Annotated in this window: 19 protein-coding genes; all 19 read right to left on the reverse strand. The window is 41.7% G+C overall.

What is annotated here, in order from left to right:
- Positions 1–16: 16 nt before the first annotated feature.
- Positions 17–2,323 carry a thiamine pyrophosphate-dependent enzyme gene (locus UB51_RS12170; RefSeq protein WP_044877513.1) on the reverse strand — a complete coding sequence of 769 codons (2,307 nt, stop codon included), beginning with the start codon at positions 2,321–2,323 and terminating at the stop codon, positions 17–19.
- Between the two features lie 22 nt (positions 2,324–2,345).
- The gene (locus UB51_RS12175) at positions 2,346–3,353 is read right to left on the reverse strand and encodes a 2-oxoacid:acceptor oxidoreductase family protein (RefSeq protein WP_044877514.1); all 1,008 of its coding nucleotides are present in this window, start codon (positions 3,351–3,353) and stop codon (positions 2,346–2,348) included.
- A 159-nt stretch (positions 3,354–3,512) separates the two neighbouring features.
- The gene (locus tag UB51_RS12180) at positions 3,513–3,737 is read right to left on the reverse strand and encodes a hypothetical protein (RefSeq protein ID WP_044877515.1); all 225 of its coding nucleotides are present in this window, start codon (positions 3,735–3,737) and stop codon (positions 3,513–3,515) included.
- 58 nt (positions 3,738–3,795) lie between these two features.
- Entirely contained in the window at positions 3,796–4,482 is a 687-nt protein-coding gene (locus UB51_RS12185) for a hypothetical protein (RefSeq protein ID WP_044877516.1), read from the reverse strand.
- A 210-nt stretch (positions 4,483–4,692) separates the two neighbouring features.
- Positions 4,693–6,147: a nicotinate phosphoribosyltransferase gene (locus UB51_RS12190; protein ID WP_044877517.1), complete on the reverse strand. Its 1,455-nt coding sequence runs from the start codon at positions 6,145–6,147 to the stop codon at positions 4,693–4,695.
- 63 nt (positions 6,148–6,210) lie between these two features.
- Positions 6,211–6,756, reverse strand: coding sequence for a cysteine hydrolase family protein (locus tag UB51_RS12195; protein WP_044877518.1), 546 nt, complete (start codon positions 6,754–6,756; stop codon positions 6,211–6,213).
- Positions 6,757–6,798: 42 nt separating this feature from the next.
- A complete protein-coding gene (locus tag UB51_RS12200; RefSeq protein WP_144407009.1) occupies positions 6,799–7,575 on the reverse strand; it encodes an NUDIX domain-containing protein in 777 nt (258 codons plus the stop codon).
- 99 nt (positions 7,576–7,674) lie between these two features.
- A complete protein-coding gene (locus UB51_RS12205; protein ID WP_044877520.1) occupies positions 7,675–8,073 on the reverse strand; it encodes a PaaI family thioesterase in 399 nt (132 codons plus the stop codon).
- Positions 8,074–8,181: 108 nt separating this feature from the next.
- A complete protein-coding gene (locus tag UB51_RS12210; protein ID WP_445322379.1) occupies positions 8,182–8,595 on the reverse strand; it encodes a YlbF/YmcA family competence regulator in 414 nt (137 codons plus the stop codon).
- 54 nt (positions 8,596–8,649) lie between these two features.
- Positions 8,650–10,197, reverse strand: a complete 1,548-nt coding sequence (gene miaB, locus UB51_RS12215) for a tRNA (N6-isopentenyl adenosine(37)-C2)-methylthiotransferase MiaB (RefSeq protein WP_044877522.1) — start codon at positions 10,195–10,197, stop codon at positions 8,650–8,652.
- 186 nt (positions 10,198–10,383) lie between these two features.
- Positions 10,384–10,956 carry a phosphate propanoyltransferase gene (gene pduL, locus UB51_RS12220; RefSeq protein WP_044877523.1) on the reverse strand — a complete coding sequence of 191 codons (573 nt, stop codon included), beginning with the start codon at positions 10,954–10,956 and terminating at the stop codon, positions 10,384–10,386.
- 242 nt (positions 10,957–11,198) lie between these two features.
- The gene (locus UB51_RS12225) at positions 11,199–12,179 is read right to left on the reverse strand and encodes a dipeptidase (protein ID WP_044877524.1); all 981 of its coding nucleotides are present in this window, start codon (positions 12,177–12,179) and stop codon (positions 11,199–11,201) included.
- Positions 12,180–12,312: 133 nt separating this feature from the next.
- Positions 12,313–12,573: a stage V sporulation protein S gene (locus tag UB51_RS12230; RefSeq protein ID WP_044877525.1), complete on the reverse strand. Its 261-nt coding sequence runs from the start codon at positions 12,571–12,573 to the stop codon at positions 12,313–12,315.
- Positions 12,574–12,666: 93 nt separating this feature from the next.
- Positions 12,667–13,461: a TIGR00282 family metallophosphoesterase gene (locus tag UB51_RS12235; RefSeq protein WP_044880104.1), complete on the reverse strand. Its 795-nt coding sequence runs from the start codon at positions 13,459–13,461 to the stop codon at positions 12,667–12,669.
- A gap of 72 nt (positions 13,462–13,533) precedes the next feature.
- Complete coding sequence (rny, locus tag UB51_RS12240; protein WP_044880105.1) at positions 13,534–15,075, reverse strand: ribonuclease Y; 1,542 nt, start codon at positions 15,073–15,075, stop codon at positions 13,534–13,536.
- Positions 15,076–15,394: 319 nt separating this feature from the next.
- Positions 15,395–16,153, reverse strand: a complete 759-nt coding sequence (locus UB51_RS12245; RefSeq protein WP_234405617.1) for a regulatory protein RecX — start codon at positions 16,151–16,153, stop codon at positions 15,395–15,397.
- Positions 16,154–16,291: 138 nt separating this feature from the next.
- A complete protein-coding gene (gene recA, locus UB51_RS12250) occupies positions 16,292–17,353 on the reverse strand; it encodes a recombinase RecA (RefSeq protein WP_044877526.1) in 1,062 nt (353 codons plus the stop codon).
- A gap of 224 nt (positions 17,354–17,577) precedes the next feature.
- Complete coding sequence (locus UB51_RS12255; protein WP_044877527.1) at positions 17,578–18,840, reverse strand: competence/damage-inducible protein A; 1,263 nt, start codon at positions 18,838–18,840, stop codon at positions 17,578–17,580.
- A gap of 96 nt (positions 18,841–18,936) precedes the next feature.
- Positions 18,937–19,524 carry a CDP-diacylglycerol--glycerol-3-phosphate 3-phosphatidyltransferase gene (pgsA, locus tag UB51_RS12260; protein ID WP_044877528.1) on the reverse strand — a complete coding sequence of 196 codons (588 nt, stop codon included), beginning with the start codon at positions 19,522–19,524 and terminating at the stop codon, positions 18,937–18,939.
- Positions 19,525–19,544: the final 20 nt, after the last annotated feature.

Consider the following 19,544-nt stretch of genomic DNA (forward strand, 5'->3'; position numbering starts at 1 on the left):
TATACTACTCCTAATTCTACAAATAAGGATTATCGTGCTTAGCCTTCAATACATGCCAGCGACGATTGACCTCACTTTGAAAACTTTCATATGCGGATTCATTCTCAGGCTTGAGAAGATGTTTTGTTTTGCCCATCCATTTCAACCATTCCCGCAGCTCCACCTGTTTATTCTTGTCTTCTGGGTTATAGGTGATTTGCGTACAACCATGTTCCACCTCATATAGTGGGAAGAAGCAAGAATCTACAGCGGCGTTCACGATCTGTGTACCTTCATTATCATTGGATAACCAATTCAGTGGACAAGCAATTAATATTTTACCATATACTAATCCTTCATGCTGTGCATACCATTGTGCCTTAGCAGCCTTCTTCACTAAATCTTGTGGAAATGCTTCTGAACCCGTAAATACGTAAGGGATATTAGTCGCTGCCATAATCTGAGCTGTATCTTTATGATGCGTTGTTTTCCCTTGCTGAGACGATCCCAGATTCGATGTGGAAGTTCGATTGCCCATCGGTGTGGAGTAAGATTGCTGTGCACCCGTATTCATATAACCTTCATTATCGTATTCAATAATAATCATTTTATGGTTGCGTAGTGCTGCACCGATAGCCGGCCCCATACCAATGTCCATTCCGCCATCGCCAGTGACCATGACAAATGTGAAGTCATCCTGTAGACCCAAATGCTCTAATTCACCGCGACGTTTGCGCTCCCAGAACATCTCCACGACACCCGACAACGTTGCCGCACCATTCTGAAATAAATTATGAATATACGTTGCCTTGTGAGCAGAGTATGGATATCCCGTAGTAACGACCATTGCACAGCCTGTATGATACAACGCGATAATATCGCCTTCAATTCCTTTAAAGAATGTCTCAAGTCCTGAAAAAATACCACAGCCAGGACAAGCTCCATGACCAGGAGCGAGACGTTTGGGTTTCTTCGTCAGTGAACGAAGAGGAGGAATCCGAACACTTAACTTCCCTGTAGTCTCATCCTTCTTCACCGTAATAAGACCTGTCTTTAAATCCTCGAACTTCATCGGTTTCAATACTCTCTTAGGTGCTTTGTCAGGTTCTCCCACCGTGTGACCATAATAATCAAAAGGAATCTCCACCTCGCCCTTAGCAACAGCCTCTAATGCTAGTTCGAATAAGTGGTGACCATCCTCAGCATAGAACTCCTTACCTCCCAGTCCAAAGATCCGGCTAATGACCTGAGTTGTGGTATTGCCATATGTGAATAAGGCCGCCTTAATTTCATTCACCATATTGCCACCATGGGCACCATAAGAATCGGCACGATCCCCCACGGTTATGGCCTTTACATGCTTAAGTGCTTCCGCTATTTCCTTCTGTGGAAATGGCCGAATCATATTCGGTGCTATTGAACCCGCCTTGATACCCTGACTGCGAAGCTGGTCTACGACATCTTTAATAATCTCTGAGGCAGAGTTCATTAGAAATACTGCGACTTCGGCATCTTCCATTTGGTACATATCCAGCATTTCATAATGTCGACCCGTCAATTGCTCATATTCGCGGGAAATAACCTCGAATACCTCACCCGCACAATACATGGCTTGAGATTGTTGATAACGGTTATTAATATAGTCAGGTTCATTCATATAAGGACCGACTGTAATCGGATTCTCTCTATCTAATGTATCTGGGAATCCTTCAGGAGGCTTCTCCCCTACGAACTTCAGAACATCCGCTCGATGAGCGAATGCTTGCACTCGGCGCTTCTGATGAGATGTGAAATAACCATCCGAAGCGACCATGACGGGTAAGCGTACATCTGGATGTTCAGCAAGTTTGAGTGCGATTAGATTCATATCATATACAGCTTGTGGATCACGACACATTAAGATGGGCCAACCTGTATTCAAGGCAAAATATAAATCAGAATGATCCCCATGTATGTTAAGAGGTCCAGAGATGGAACGACAGACAAGATTTAATACCATGGGAAAACGCGTCCCGGACTGCACTGGCATCTGTTCTAACATATACATGTAACCATTAGCACTTGTTGCATTAAACACACGTCCACCAGCTGTAGAGGCACCATAACAAATGCCTGCCGAGCTATGCTCTCCATCTGAGGGGATCAGCTTAATGTCATGCTCACCGTTAGCCTTCATCAAATCCAGATATTGCGCTACCTCTGTTGATGGGGAGATTGGGAAATACCCCATCACATGATAATTAATCTGATGAGCTGCATAAGCGGCCATTTCGTTACCAGATTCATACACTACCAATTGCTCCACCTTCGAGCTCTCTATTTCTTTATCATAATTTATAGCCATCAAAATGTTCCTCCCTTCAATATTACTCTGTTACTAAGTCGAAATGATGCTTTACCCCTTGCTCATCAGCAGCGCCATCCACTTCAATAATGCCTGAAAGGGCAGTGGTTGGGCAAGCTTCTATACATTTCAAGCAACCTTTACAATACTGAAAATCAATACCTTGTAGAAACATTTGTGGCCGTCCCTTCTTATCCGGCTTCTCTTCCCACACAAAGCAAAAATCAGGACAAACCGTGTCACACTGAGCGCAGTGAATACATTCATCCACAGCAAAAGAAGGCATCATTCCTGAACGTGAAATACTCAGGTTCTTCAAGAAGCTGTTCCCGGGATTGGTAATCACTCCCCCTATAGGCTGGGTCCCGTAACCTAATACGGGTAAGTCAGAACGTACGAACTCAGGCATAGACTGTCCCTCTTGTAATGCAAATTGTTGAATAACGACTTCTTGATAACCACGTTCAAATGTATTTAGAGCCGAAGCCACACTTTGTGGATATTTCTTCTCAAGCGATTTGCGAATGACTTCTTTCATCGTCTCAGGATCTAAGAAAGGACAAAACCGAAACATCGCACCAAGCATCGCCATGTTAACTCGATTCTTCTCGGTTAAAGCAATCCCTGTGGCATCAATTACAGCAACTGTACCACCTAGCATCTTCATATCATTTTTTAATTGTTCGGGTGACTTTTGTGAGTTAATTAGAACGATGCTATCTTCATATATTCCGCTAGTTACATTGACGGTCTTAGCCAATGCCTCATGAAAGATACTTACGACATGGGGCCGTTCAACAGGAGAAGTATCCCGAATAGACGTAGTCAAGTCGCAAAAACGAATATGCGCCTTTACCGGAGAACCCTTTTTCTCTGATCCATAAGATGAGAAACTAACCCCATTCAACCCTGCTCCCTCAACACCAGCTTCAGCTAGCATTTTGCCAGCAAGGTTTGCTCCTAGACCTCCAATTGACTCCAACCGGATTTCAAAGAAACCTAGCTCATTTTTTTTGGGTAAATGTACCACCGACACGACCCCTTTCAACATAATTTCTACAATCTTTATTCTTACATTTAACGCAATATCTCAAATTTTAGATATGAAAAATATCATACTCAAACAAACACAATAACTTATATCACCTTCATGTTCTTATCCCTATATAACTTGGCATAGCATGACAAGCTATTGTCGAATGCCGGCACCTCCTGCGCTTTCCCGAGAAATAATTTCATCATAGGAAATGACCCTCGCTAATGTTATGCCAAAGAACAAGGGCTGTCCTAAAAATAGTTCATTCTTCTGTGGAGACACTCTACCGCCATCGTAATGCACCTGTGAAAAAAGGGCCAACCAGAAGTTCTGGTTGACCTTATAATACGAATTACTCATCCTACTTACGGGATTCATAAGGTGCATCCCAATCTACATTTATGTAATATTCTTATGTGGCTCTTGCATACCATTATTATTCAACCTGAGCTTTTTTATTAGCAATCGCAACCTTAATCTGCTCGAATAACTCTTCTTGTGTCATCCCCGTAATCTTGTCCATTGCTGGGATATTGAATTCTCCTACACTAAATATGGCCTTGTCTCCCTTAGTATTTACATCTTCTCCAGTGGTGATTTGATTGTAATTTAATGTGGCTGTGCCGCTATCATCTAACTCAATATGATTGGGAAGGACTGCTGAACCATACATGTCTATGTCTTCCACAAACCTAAGGAATAAAACATATTTTTTATTAAAGTCAGGCTTCACGTGATTGGGCAGTCCTACCTTGGCCTCATAATCATAACCTTCAATAGTCTGTTTCATAATCTGGTAATTAGCAATAGAGACCCGTATACTTCCTTCAACATCTCCTAATAGCGAATCTTCTACTTTGAACGAATAAACCTCACCCATATGTTGGCTACCCAAATCCATATCTTTAATAAACTTCTCGTAATGTCCAGTTACAATATAGTCTGCTCGTTCAACTGAACCTTTCACATTACCGCTCGTTGCATAATCTGAATATGAATTAACATTGTAGGTTTTCGGCTCATATTTATTGTTGTTCAATAAAAACACCCCAGCAAAAATGATTCCAATGAACAGAATTGTGATAGAAACAAATGTAGTCTTTCTTTTATTAATTACGTTCAAACACAATCACCTCTTAACCATTATTTATTAATACGGATAACGAGCGTTTACTCCCATTAATATCGTCCTGTTTAGGAGAAAAAATAGAAAGCTTCGTAAAAGAAATTTATTGTTTGTGATCCGTCCCGAAAAAGTATACTGAAATTTACACTTTTATACAAAAAAGCATGTTACTCGCCCTAAAGGTAAGTAACACGCTTCTCATATCTCTTAAATTTCTTCTTCTTGCATATATTGTGCCATCATATTCTTCTTGAGATCCCAGGCCTCTTGGCTAATGTTGACTCGATATATTTCCGGGTTCAACTTACGTAAATATTCAGGCCAGAACATATTCATTTGCTCTACATGATAGCTACGTATATCTTCAAGTGTAGGTAATGTATACACCTGAAGTCCGTCAACAAAGATCGGTTCTAACATGGGAATAGCCTCATAGTTGCGAATGCTCTTTTGTACATAAGGATGTTGCGGATTAAATAATTTAATCTTTCTTCCATCGCTAGGCTGTTCCTCACTTGGGAAACAAATATAATCAGCCATTGCTTTGTTATTGACCTTATCTATAATCCGATATACTTCCTTCTTACCTGGTGTGGATACCTTCTCTGGATTAGCAGAAATTTTGAGCGTTGGTATCATTTCGCCATCAATCTCCCGCTCCACAAGCTTATATACTCCGCCTAAAGAAGGTTGATCTGAAGCGGTAATAAGCTGTGTTCCAACCCCCCAGATATCAATCCTTGCTCCCTGAGCCTTCAAATTTAGAATTGTATTCTCATCTAAATCATTAGAAGCCACGATCTTGACATCTGGGAATCCAGCTTCGTCTAACATTTTACGGGCCTTAATGGAGAGATAAGCCAAATCCCCACTATCCAAACGAATAGCGCTCATTTTTTTACCCATAGACTCCAGCATTTTAGCTGTGTGGATCGCATTTGGAACACCGCTCTTCAGCGTATCAAATGTATCTACGAGCAAAGTAACTTGATCGGGAAGCACTTTAGCATAAGCATCAAAAGCTTCCTGCTCCGTTTTGAAACTCTGCACCCATGAATGAGCATGTGTACCTTTGGTCGGGATACCGAACTTCTGTCCCGCTAACATATTTGATGTAGCATCGAAACCAGCAATGTAGGCAGCACGAGCTCCCCATACGGCAGCATCTGCCTCTTGAGCTCGTCTTGTCCCGAATTCTAATAACGTGTCTTGGCCTGCAACTTGTTTGATTCTTGAAGCCTTCGTCGCAATTAAAGTCTGGAAATTCATGAAGTTCAGAAGAGCCGTCTCAACTAATTGGGTCTCCATCATGGTACCTTCTACACGAATAAGTGGCTCACTAGGGAACACTAGCGCCCCTTCCTTCATCGAGTGAATCGTTCCACGGAAATGGAACTGTCTCAATTCTTCAAGGAATGTGGAATCATAATTCTCTTCCTGTTCAGATAAATATCTGATATCCTCCTCTGAGAATCTAAGGTTCGCAATGTAGTGAACAATTCGTTCAAGACCCGCAAATACTGCATACCCATTACCGAATGGTAACTTACGAAAATAAGCCTCGAATACAGCTTTGCGTTGGTGTGTTCCTCCGTACCAATGTGCATACATCATATTAATTTGGTATTTATCGGTGTGTAATGCCAGACCCATTGTTTGCATGACTGATTTCTCCCCTTGTCTTTGAGCCAAGGCAGCGTTGTTTAGAAGATGAACCGAAGAACATCAACTTTTACTATTTATGATATGTGCTCCAAGACTACCTTTGAAATGCTGTAATGCCCATTCATGTCCATTCTGATTGAAACTAGCTACAGCGTCCTCATACACCGTCACATGATACCCCTTGTTATAAGCATCCACTGCGGTATGCAAGATGCAAATATCTGTACACACACCCATCAAATGAACATCCTTAATCCCTCGTTCTTGAAGCTTTATATCAAGATCTGTTCCACAGAAAGCACTATACCTCGTCTTATCCATCCAATAAATTCGATCTTGGTGACGCTTGTATACATTCTCTAACTCTCCATAAAGCTCTCTTCCCCGTGTTCCTCTGATGTTGTGGGGCGGGAAAAGAACCGTCTCCGGATGATAAGGATCATTCTCCTCATGTAAGTCAACAGCCATCACCACGAAATCCCCTTGATCTACATAATTCTGAGTTATGGATGCTATTGTATGCTGAATAGCTATACCAGGCTCTCCTACGGGAAGATTACCCTCTACGAAATCATAGGTATAATCAATTACGATCAGTGCATTCATTATGCTCACTCCTCACAATATAGATCGACGACGGGTTGTAATTTACGTATAGATTGATAATAATGGCACATTATCAGTAAACGTATACAGCTGTGCAGAACGCTGTGAATATTGATTCGAGCTGAGCTTCTTGCCAGACTCATCTTTCACTTCTTGCAGAATGCCCTCCCGGCTACGGGTTGAAGTTATTTTCCTAATAAAGTTAGGCTCCTTAAATTCAGGGACCACAGTCTGAATGACCTGATATAACTCACTTAGTGTGAAATGTGCAGGCAAAAATTGCTTAGCAATAGTAGTCTGTAACATCTTCTGCTGGATTTTAACATATGCATCACGAATAATTTCACGATGATCAAACGCCAGTTCCAATTGCTCAAGCGCTTCTTCAATACCAAACAATCCTACTTCATTAGCATCATCTGCCGCTTGTCTGTGTTCAAGCATCCACTCTTCCACAAGAGCAAAGAAAGCGTTGCTGATAATCCAACCTCGTGGATCTCTACCAGGTTGACTATACACACCTAAATATTCTAGATGTCCACCATCCACCCCAGTCTCCTCTTTAAGCTCACGCTTTGCTGCATCATATATGGATTCGCTTTCCTTACAAAAACCTCCAGGAAGTGCCCACATGCCTGCGCATGGCCAAGCTTTGCGCCGAATTAACATTACTTTCAGTTCACGAATAGGTAGTGTCTTTGTAACCGTCTTGCGTTCTCGCTTCGTCAGTGTGAACATCACGATATCCGCAGGCACTCCGTCTGGAGTTCGATAATTTTTAGCACTATACTTTTCCTGTTGGGCTTCTTTATTATCCATTCTCATCACCACATAATATTCTATTTGATATTATCATTATGATATATTAATGAAATTTGTCAAGTGATATGCTTAATTATTTCTCAATGACTAAGACTATCAACGACTGACGACTCGAAAGGTTCCAGTCGATATACAACCTAATATACCCTCACTATCGTGAATACGAGCTTCAAGCGTTAAACTACGACCCGCTTCATGAAGGACAATTGCTGTAACGATTAACCGTCCCTCTTTCATCGGAGCTAAGAAATGAACATTAAGATTCGTTGTTACAACATTATCTATATTCTTAGCAGCTGTTGCGACCATTCCCATAGTCTGATCCATTAATGAAGTTAATACTCCACCATGAACAATACCCATAGAGTTCAGATGATGTTCCTTGGCATCTAATGCAATCTTAACTTCCGTACCATCACCAGAAATAAATTCACATCCGAGAAATCCCCAGAATGTATCTTTCCCTTTTGCAAGCATGCTTTCTAGTCCATCCATGATGTTAACCTCCGTAATTATCTGTATAAGTTGCTTCTGATCATGATTTACAACATCTCTAATTGAACAAAAAGGCGCGGATATAGTATCCGCAACCTAGTTTGTCTATTATCCGCAATGGGTTGGAGGTGAGTCTGTACCCACTTCCACATTTACTTTCTCAGACACCGTATCTCGAATGACAGAAATGACTAATTGAAGTAAGTAGTTAATATCCGTCTGAGACTGTTGAAATTCCACTACAATTGGAATACCGTCAATTTCATCCTGATATTCGGCAATTTCTCCTTCAATCTTGGCCACCATTTCTTTATTTTCAAAAGATTCAAAAGCAACAATTTCCTTTTGCTTCTTCTTCATTACTACGATCAAGTCTTGAACACGTTGATGGTTGCGAATTTTTTCCTCAGCTTGTTGGAACTGCCTAACTTCCTCACTTCCAGATATAAGATCAGCTAATTCTTTGGCTTTAGCCATAATATCTTCTTGAATGACCAAATCCCGTGAATCATATGACATCATGCCATATTTATTTATATGACCTTGTTCTTGTGACAAAATTATCACTCCCATTCATCAATTGACTGTTACGGATTCCATAATTTCACCTTTAATGTACCATGTCATCGCATCACTTATTTTCACATGGACGATAGAGCCAACTAGATCACTGCTTCCTTCAAAATGAACCAGCTTGTTGCTACGCGTTCTTCCTGCTAGGACAGAATCATTATTCTTACTCTCTCCTTCTACAAGAACCTCTACCACTTGTCCACACATTTTCTCATTGTTCATACGACTATTGTCTTTGATCGCTTGGTTTAGACGCTGCAGACGTTCCTTCTTCACTTCCATCGGCACATTATCTTCCATAATAGCAGCTGGCGTACCTTCCCGTGGGGAATAAATGAAGGTAAAGGCAGAATCATAACCAACTTCGTGAACTAACGTCATTGTATCTTCAAACTGTTCGTCACTTTCACCAGGAAAACCTACGATAATATCAGTTGTCAATCCGACATTAGGAATGGCTTCTTTTATTTTGCCAACAAGCTCTAAATAGCTCGCACGCGTATATTTACGACTCATTTTCTTCAATATTTCTGTACTTCCTGATTGCACGGGTAAGTGAATATGTTCAACTAAATTGCCACCTTTGGCAAGTACTTGGACTAGTTGATCATCAAAATCCCTCGGATGTGAAGTCGTAAAGCGAACTCTAGGGATATCAATCCCTCGAATATCATCCATCAGATCCCCAAAACTATAAGTAATATCACTGAAGTCCTTACCATACGCATTTACATTTTGCCCCAGCAGTGTCACTTCTTTAAATCCTTGGCGAGCCAAGTCTCTTACTTCAGCAATGACATCTTCCGGGCGGCGACTGCGTTCTTTACCACGCGTGAATGGAACGATACAGTAGGTGCAGAATTTATCGCATCCGTACATAATGTTCACCCAAGCTCGCATGCCCTCACGTTTTTTCGGTAAATTCTCAATAATGTCCCCTTCTTTGGACCACACATCAACCACTAATTCCTTACTAAACATCGCCTCTTTAATAAGATGTGGTAATCTATGAATATTGTGAGTACCAAAAATCATATCGACAAAGCCGTGTTTTTGTAAAATACGATTAACTACATTTTCCTCTTGCGCCATACATCCACATACACCGAGTAACAAGCTTGGCTTCTCTGTCTTAAGGTGCATCATATGACCGAGTTCACCAAATACTTTATCCTCAGCATTCTCACGAATTGCACAAGTGTTCATCAGAATGATATCAGCAACTTTACGATCTTCCGTGCTGCGATACCCCATCTCCTCTAACAAGCCCTTCATGGTCTCTGTATCGTGTTCATTCATTTGGCAACCAAAGGTATAGATTATATAATGCTTGCCCTCTCCAAGCCCTCTCAGCTCATCTGGGACGGCATTGCCATATATCACTTGCACATTTTCTTTACCACGTTGCTTTTCTTGTCTATGGTTAGGCTCCGATATAATGTTGATTTCCCGGCCTTTAATTCGAATTTTCTTACCAAACTCATCCTCAGATAACACTTTAGCATCTGAGAAATCAAAATATTTAGAGTAATCCTTACTTTGTTTCGTCATACTGTTAGTCACTCCTTCAATTCCGTAGAGGAAATTCAACTCCCCTTTAAAAGGCATTACGATAAATTATACCATGAACTGGACGGCATTTCTAGCGTATCTCTTTCCTTATGTAACATCAAAAAAAGCAGGAGAATGATTTCCCCCGCTTTCAATAAACGACTATATTCAACAGATCAAACCTATTTATTCAACAATTTCTGCTGTATCCCCGTTCTTGGCACCAGAAGCGTTCGCTTCATCCGTATCAATGTGCATATCCAGTGCAAACGAATCGGATACACGTGCTACGACATTCTCTAACACGAGTCCACGACTTCCGCCCAGGCGAACTTTCAATAATTGCTTATCTTTGATACCCCACGCATCTGCGTCTGAAGTATGGAAATGAATATGGCGAGCTGCTACAATTACACCCTGGTCAAGTGTTACTTCACCAGCTGGTCCTTTAATTGTAACTCCTGGAGTTCCTTCAATATTTCCAGATTCCCGAACAGGAGCCTTCACTCCAATTGCGAAAGAATCAGTACTAGAAATTTCTAATTGAGATGCTGGACGCGCCGGTCCCAATATTCTAACCTTATCAAATTGACCCTTAGTTCCAATAACAGCTACAGTTTCATTCGCTGCAAATTGCCCTGGTTGGGATAATGGCTTGAACTCTGTTAATTGGTAGCCTTGTCCAAACAAAGCCTCTACGTGCTCTTGTGTAAGGTGTATATGTCTAGCAGACACACCTACAGGTACTGTTTTACTCATCGTAATACACTCCTTATTTTCTCTGTAATTAATATTATGCCGACATCAATATCCATTATACATCCTTTTATCTCAAAATAAAAAGGCGCTCCCTCACTAGAGAGCCCCCCATTTTCATATAATTTGCGTTCTGTTACAGGATTGTCAAATATATAGATTGAACTAAAGTTTTTGCCTTCAAGTTCTATAGATTCTAAGGAATATCAGGAATAGTATTCCTATTTTAGTTGATTCTATAAAGTCTATCGAAGATCAGGATTTCTTGATCCTATCAGTCTATTCGGTAAATGATGCTCTAAAAAAGTTAAAGCGTTCCCCGATAACCAACCTGTAACCTGCGCCTCACTATAGTGTTTTAGCAACAGTTCAACAAAATCAGGATATTGACCCGGATGTTCAAGCCCACTAATCCAAGTCTCAATTCCATCAAAATCAGAACCGAACATGAGATGTTTCTCTGCACCAAGGCCACACATATGCTCAATATGATAAAGAAGATCCTCAGATGTAACCAAGTCATCCGTAGTTTTAACAAACCAAGGAACAAACGTCAATCCGATCCGACCATCCAGTGCAACGATGGCTTTAATCTGTTCGTCTCTTAAATTACGGGGATGTTCACATATAGCATGAGCATTGGAATGAGATGCAATAAAGGGTCTCCGTGTTAAATCCACCAGTTCCCAGAATCCAGCCGTCGATAAGTGGGATACATCAAGCAACATCCCAATCTCATGACATAATTCTACTAACTGTCTCCCTTTTGCAGTAAAGCCCCCGTTTCTTTGTTCTAGTATTCCATCTGCGGCCCAGTTCGCATAATTCCAAGTCACCCCTAGAAAGCGTACGCCTAATTCAAAAGCAGTCTTTACATAAAATAAGTTACCTTCTAGTCCATCTGCTCCTTCAATCGAGAGCATCCCCCACTTACTTTTGGAGTCTCGAACCCGTTCTACTTCATCTTTCCATTTGAGCCACTGCAGACCCTCTCCCGTGGGTAACACACGGTTACGAAAAACATCAATACTATTTAGTATATATTCAAATCGCGCCTGTCCCCAGTGCTGAGACAAATAGATAGCAAAACATTGTAGACCAATACCACCCTGCTGCATCCGTTCGTAAGTGATGTCTAACCTAGCATCATCCAAAAAGGATATCTTAACATTCTCAGTCATTTTATTCAGAACATCACAATGTAAATCAACCCAGCGTGGTGGCATACCCTCGCTCCCTTCTGGCCAATCCTGTAGGCTTCACACAAAAAAACCTGTCTACTTCTAAATGAAAGAATGAATTCAACCTTAGAGGCGAATCCTTCCTTCAATTCAAGTAAACAGGTCTAACTCCCCCATTTCATCTGGGTTCAACGATTAATTTAATCGCAGTGCGGTCTTCCCCATCAATCACAATATCCGTAAAAGCTGGAATGCAAATCAAGTCGACTCCACTAGGTGCTACGAATCCCCGGGCAATAGCTACTGCTTTTACTGCTTGATTCAGTGCACCTGCTCCAATCGCTTGCAATTCAGCACCACCTCGTTCACGGAGAACTCCAGCAAGTGCGCCCGCAACCGAGTTGGGATTAGATTTAGCTGAAACTTTTAATACATCCATAGTAAGATCCTCCCCTGGGAATGATGATGGCTCGCTTCCACATACTTAGATGTTATTCAGGAGAGGGGAAAAAATGCCTTCTTTTTTGTAATCCTATTCCATAATCCATTCATCTTCGCGCAAACGGATCTTCTCTATTTTCGTAGCCTTGCCTGTTGACTCGTCAATTTGCACGAATACTCCATGGAAATGCCATTTCCCTGTATCTACAACAAAGCGCACAGGGAGTTGTGTTTCAAATTTGCGTAGGACAGCTTCACGTTCCATACCCAGTATTCCTTCTTTAGGTCCTACCATGCCTGCATCAGTTAAATATGCGGTACCTTGTGGCAGAATCGTATCATCATTACTTTGTACGTGAGTGTGGGTACCTACTACTAGGGATACTCGTCCGTCTAAATGCCAGCCCATAGCAATTTTCTCTGATGTAGCTTCTGCATGGAAATCAACTAAGATACATTTATGATTTCTCCGCAGTTCTTCGACAATTTCATCACTTTTACGAAATGGACAATCAATAGCTGGTAAAAAGGTACGACCTTGCAGATTAACGATCGCCAGTTCTTTGCCGTTTGCTTTAATGACAGTATGTCCAAGCCCAGGCGTGCCCGGAGGGAAATTTGCAGGACGAATTAATCTCGGCTCATCATCAATAAACTCGAATATATCTTTATTATCCCACGTATGATTCCCCATAGTGATCCCGTGAACTCCCCAGTTATAAAAATCATTGGCGATCGATTCTGTTATCCCTCTACCCGCAGCAGAGTTCTCACCATTAGCTATAATAATATGTGGGTTATACTTAGATTTTAATACAGGCAGTAAAGATTTGAGCGCCTTTCTGCCTACCTCACCTACAATGTCACCAATAAATAAAACGTTGATAGCAAATCTCCTCCTTGTTCGTCTAAACAATATGAAAAGTGGCCCCAATGTGGCCACTTTTCATATTTACCATTATTTCGCGTATTCAACCGCGCGTGTTTCCCGAATGACTGTAACTTTAATGTGTCCCGGATAATCAAGTTCATTCTCGATCATCTTCGTGATGTCACGTGCCAAGCGGAAGGATTCAGCATCATCAATTTTCTCAGGGTGTACCATTACGCGGACTTCGCGTCCAGCTTGAATGGCGAAGGATTTCTCTACACCTTCGAATGATTCAGCGATTTCTTCCAGCTTCTCTAGACGTTTGATATACGTCTCAAGCGTTTCTCTACGTGCTCCCGGTCTTGCTGCTGATAATGCATCTGCTGCACCAACAAGCATAGCAATGACAGAAGTAGCTTCAACGTCTCCATGATGGGAGGCGATACTATTAAGGACTACTGGATGCTCTTTGTACTTCTTCGCCAGTTCCACGCCAATTTCAACGTGTGACCCTTCCACTTCGTGATCTAGCGCTTTCCCGATATCATGCAATAATCCGGCACGTTTCGCCAACACGATATCTTGTCCGAGTTCCCCAGCCATCAATCCTGCTAAGTATGCAACTTCCATTGAATGCTTCAGAACGTTCTGGCCATAGCTTGTGCGGAATTTCAATCGTCCCATAATTTTGATCAAATCAGGATGCAGACCATGAACACCTACCTCAAAAGTAGCTTGCTCACCATACTCACGAATCCGTTCATCGACTTCCTTACGAGATTTCTCCACCATTTCTTCAATACGTGCAGGGTGAATCCGTCCATCTGCTACTAGTTTCTCTAGAGCAGTACGAGCAATTTCACGACGAATTGGGTCAAATCCTGACAAAATTACAGCTTCCGGCGTATCATCGATTATAAGGTCAATTCCGGTAAGGGTCTCAAGCGCACGGATATTACGGCCTTCGCGTCCAATAATCCGTCCCTTCATTTCCTCATTCGGAAGCGTTACGACAGAAACAGTTGTTTCTGCGACATGATCGGCGGCACAACGCTGAATTGCAAGCGTAATAATTTCACGTGATTTCTTATCCGCTTCTTCTTTCGCTTGTTGCTCAATGTCTTTAATCATTTGTGCTGTCTCATGGCGAACTTCTTGTTCCACATTGCTCAAAATAATGCTTTTTGCATCTTCCGTCGTCAAGTTGGATATTCTTTCTAGTTCAGTCACTTGAGTTTTGTAAATTGTATCGATTTGTTGCTGTGTTTCTTCAATTCGTTTCTCTTTGTTCGCCACTTGCTCTTCTTTACGTTCTACCGATTCTAATTTTTTATCCAACGATTCTTCTTTTTGCAATAGTCTACGTTCTTGCCGTTGCGTTTCATTGCGGCGCTCACGAGTCTCTTTTTCAGCTTCAGTACGGATTCTATGGACTTCGTCCTTAGCTTCCAGAACTGTTTCTTTCTTCAATGCTTCAGCGTCCTTCTTCGCGCTCTCCACGATTTGTACGGCAGCTTCTTCGGCACTGGAGATTTTAGCTTCTGCAATAGATTTGCGAATAAAATAACCGACGAACCCAAAGATTGCGGCTACAACGAGAACGATCAATATCCAGATCCAGGTTGGTATCAACCCGTCCACCTCCTCGTTGGTTCCTCCAAGGCATTCCTTGGGATTTCTGTAGTTGCCCATCTTTTTCTTCTACACATACATCATACCACTAAATCGGTCACCCGATCTTCATTTGTACACTTTCGCAGATGTACAAAACCCACCTTTACTAGCTCTAAATACATTCATATAAATTAAGAAAAATACAATCTTTCATAAAAGAGAACCTCTTTTGGAAGGAAAAAGGTCCCTTAATGATTTCGACTCATTTTCATTTTAGTATTTGTTAAAAGATATTGTCAAGAGAATGCGTTCTATCACTTCTAATCTTCTTACCTTAATCAAACATTACATCGTCCTCATCGCTATCCTGTAAATCATCTTCTTGAAGCATTTGATGGAGAACACGTCTAACTTGTTCACCTGAAAATCCACGGCGCATCAGGTAAGAACCCGCTTTGCGCTTCTTCTCTTGCGCCTCACCTTTTGTCTGATTCCACTTTTTTCTTCCGATGGTCAGTGCACTTTCATATTCTTGATCGGCGCTTACACTATCAAGCGCTTCTGAGATCAAAGATTTATCTATCCCCTTTTGCCTCAATTCTTGTCGTACCCATGCTTTTCCCTTACGCTGGCTCATGATACGCTGCTCAGCCCACTGCTCAGCATACATAGCGTCATTCAGTAGCCCCTCCTGCGTTAGACGTACTAGCACTTCTTCGATCACGCGTTGCGCTGCACCCTTTTCCTGCAATCGAATACTTATTTCTTTACGAGTTCTTGGTTTGCGTTCCAAATACTTCAATCCTTGAACATAAGCCTGTTGTTTCTCATCGGCAAGAACAATTTCTTCTAACTCATGCTTCCAAAAAGAATTTCCCTTGATCATACGATATTTGATCATCACATCTTCATGGATAGACAACACATGTTCACCAAAAGAGATTAAATATCGATATCTCTGCTTAGGCTCACGCTCGACCCCTGTAATAATTAATTCTATATGATCTGGGAAAAGAGATACCCCTCCCATTTCTTGTTCCTGCTCCATATCATCATACACTTCTCTCACGCTTACAATCCCTCTCTTCATCATAGAGATAACCCATTACAAAAGAAGCAACGGCCTCTCCGTCCTTAAAGTCTTATATCTTGAATAAAAGGCGCCCTATAGGATCATCTCCCGGGCGCCTTTCTATAAATTAATCAGATCAGATCCGTTACATTCTAGAATTTATTCAATTTCCAATAGTTCTTGTTCTTCTAAATCTTCTGCCTCTTGGTCCTCTGTTGTAGGAACCACAACAGCATTCGTAAGATTGCTAGCTTCCCGAATCTTGTTCTCGATGACATCAGATATCTCTGGATGATCCTTCAAGAACTGCTTTGCATTCTCACGACCTTGGCCTAAACGCTCACCTTCATAGGAATACCAAGCGCCACTCTTGTTAACGATATCTAAATCCGTACCGATATCCACAATGCTACCCTCTTTGGAAATACCTAGACCATACATCATGTCAACATCTGCCTGTTTGAAAGGCGGAGCTACCTTATTCTTCACGATTTTGATCTTCGTACGGTTACCTACGATGTCATTTCCATTCTTAATACTCTCCACACGACGCACATCTAAACGAATCGTGGAATAGAATTTCAAAGCACGTCCACCCGGAGTCGTTTCAGGATTACCAAACATAACCCCTATTTTCTCACGGAGTTGGTTAATAAAGATAGCAGTGGTCTTAGACTTACTAACAGCCCCTGACAGTTTACGTAGAGCTTGAGACATCAAACGAGCTTGTAGACCCACATGGGAATCACCCATCTCGCCTTCAATCTCAGCTTTCGGTACCAATGCTGCAACAGAGTCAACAACAATGATATCTACGGCTCCACTACGTACCAGAGCCTCTGCAATTTCCAATGCTTGCTCACCCGTATCCGGTTGGGATAGAAGCAATTCATCGATATTAACCCCTAGGTTACTAGCATATTTAGGGTCTAACGCATGTTCCGCATCGATGAAAGCAGCTTGCCCGCCCGCTTTCTGAACCTCAGCGATAGCATGAAGAGCTACAGTTGTCTTACCGGAAGATTCAGGTCCGTACACTTCAATAATCCGTCCCCTTGGAAATCCCCCAACACCCAACGCAATATCCAAAGCTAGCGATCCACTGGAAGTAACTTCCACTTGCATATGGGTAGATTCACCTAACTTCATAATTGAACCCTTACCGAATTGTTTTTCTATTTGACGAAGCGCTACATCTAGCGCTGCACGACGATCTGACAATATACTCACATCCTTCTTCAATGTTTATACTTATAATGATACCTTGTTTTAGAACGTTTGCCAAGCATTTTTTCGAACATACATTCGTTTTTTTTGTAGAACCATACCCCTCTCTCATGTTGCCACAAGTTCGCGATATAGAAAAAGAACCGCAGCATCATTGCTACGGTTCTTCCGTTAAAGCCATTATACTCCTATTCACATGAATCATTCAACTCAGTCTATTACAACTTCTCACTTAGCATGATTGTTCTCCATAGACGATAGAGTAAGCTTTTAACCGTGCGATGACGAATTGAATCTCGATTACCCGTTAAGTTAAGCTCATGAACCTCCGTTTTCTTACCTCGTTCGGCAATAGCAACATATACTAATCCCACTGGCTTTCGCTCCGAATAGGCAGGACCGGCAACCCCCGTAATCGAAAGACCAAAATCTGTATCCCCGATCATTCTTACCTGTTCAGCCAATACTTCAGCTACTTCTGCACTAACTGCACCCGGAGCATCCTCGCCTTCAAGTAGATCATGAGGAACATTCAACAGCTTTTCCTTCAACTGATTCGAGTAACATACAATACCACCAAGAAACATAGTCGCGCTCCCTGGGACGGATGTAATGCGTTCCATCAGTAGCCCCCCTGTACAACTCTCTGCAGCACTGAGTGTGAGCCCACGGTCAGCCATAAGGTCTACAATCGCTTTCTCAATCGGTATATCTTCATTCGCATATAAGTGATCTGGAAGCAGTGCTTGAATTTGTACTTCTAAAGCATTTAGTTTCATCATCGCTTCTTTTTCACTTCGTGCTTTAGTAGAAATTCTAACGGTTACCTCCCCTTCTTTGGCGTAGGGAGCAATGGTTGGGTCACTCTGGTTGTTAATGAGATCTAGAAGGCGCTCCTCTAAAGCAGATTCACCAATTCCAGCAAATTTCAGCATGGTAGAATAAATAGGCATCTCATTCGTTAAAGCATGCTGCAAGAGCCACGGTTTGGCTTCATCTTGAAACATAGGTCTCATCTCTTTAGGAGGCCCCGGAAGTACGACGTAATATTTCCCTTCATGTGAAATAGCATTACCTACAGCCAGTCCCGTTGAATTAGCTAGCGGAGAACTTCCCTCAATAGCGAGTGCTTGCCTACGATTATTCTCGGTCATATGAATACCGCGTTGTACGAAGAACTTGTCCACATGCTCCATTGCAAGTCGATCTATATGTAATGTACGATTCAGTACGGTAGCCAATGCATCTTTCGTCAAATCATCTTGAGTCGGTCCAATCCCACCGGTCAATAGAATGATATCTGCACGCTGACGCGCTAATTCAATAGACTCCTGGAGTCTCGACATGTTGTCGCCAACTACGGTCTGAAAGTATACATCAATACCCATTGTTGCTAGTTCTTGTGATAGAAATTGCGCATTGGTATTCACAATTTGCCCAAGTAAAAGCTCCGTTCCTACTGCAATAATCTCTGCCTTCATAATATTATGACCTCCATGAAAAGAGTATTTCGTTCTATGACCATTGTTTTGAAAGAAAAGACAATAGGAATTTATCCTATTGTCTTCAAACTGCGTTTAACTATTGGAGAGGTGAAGCAATGACTTATTCTTGATAAAATAATCAACTCCAGAATACAGAGTTATCAAGGCAGCAGCCCATGTGACAATGACGTCCAACGGTACATGGATCCATTCAAATGGAAAGTTATTAATCAGCATCATTACGATAGCTACAATCTGCACAACTGTCTTTACTTTGCCCCAATTACTAGCAGCAACAACTTTACCTTCCAAGAGAGCAATTTGACGAAGTCCGGTAACTGCAAATTCACGGCTAATGATTATAACTGCAATCCAGCTATCGCACTTCCCCATCTCCACTAAAGAGATCAGAACGGCTGCCACAAGTAATTTATCTGCAAGTGGATCAAGCAGTTTCCCTAAATTTGTCACCATATTATGCTTGCGTGCTAGAAAACCATCAATCCCATCCGTGCTCGCTGCAAGGATGAAGATAATCGCTGCAATAAGCTGATTGTAAGGTAATTCATATGAATCCCATGTCAAAGGAGAGGGATAGAAATCAAAATCAACTAACAGAAACACCATCATAATGGGAATCAGACAAATTCTTGCTATCGTGATACGATTAGGTAAATTCACAGAATAACCTCCTCGGATAT

It is taken from the genome of Paenibacillus sp. IHBB 10380 (genome assembly GCF_000949425.1).
GTDB lineage: Bacteria > Bacillota > Bacilli > Paenibacillales > Paenibacillaceae > Paenibacillus_AQ.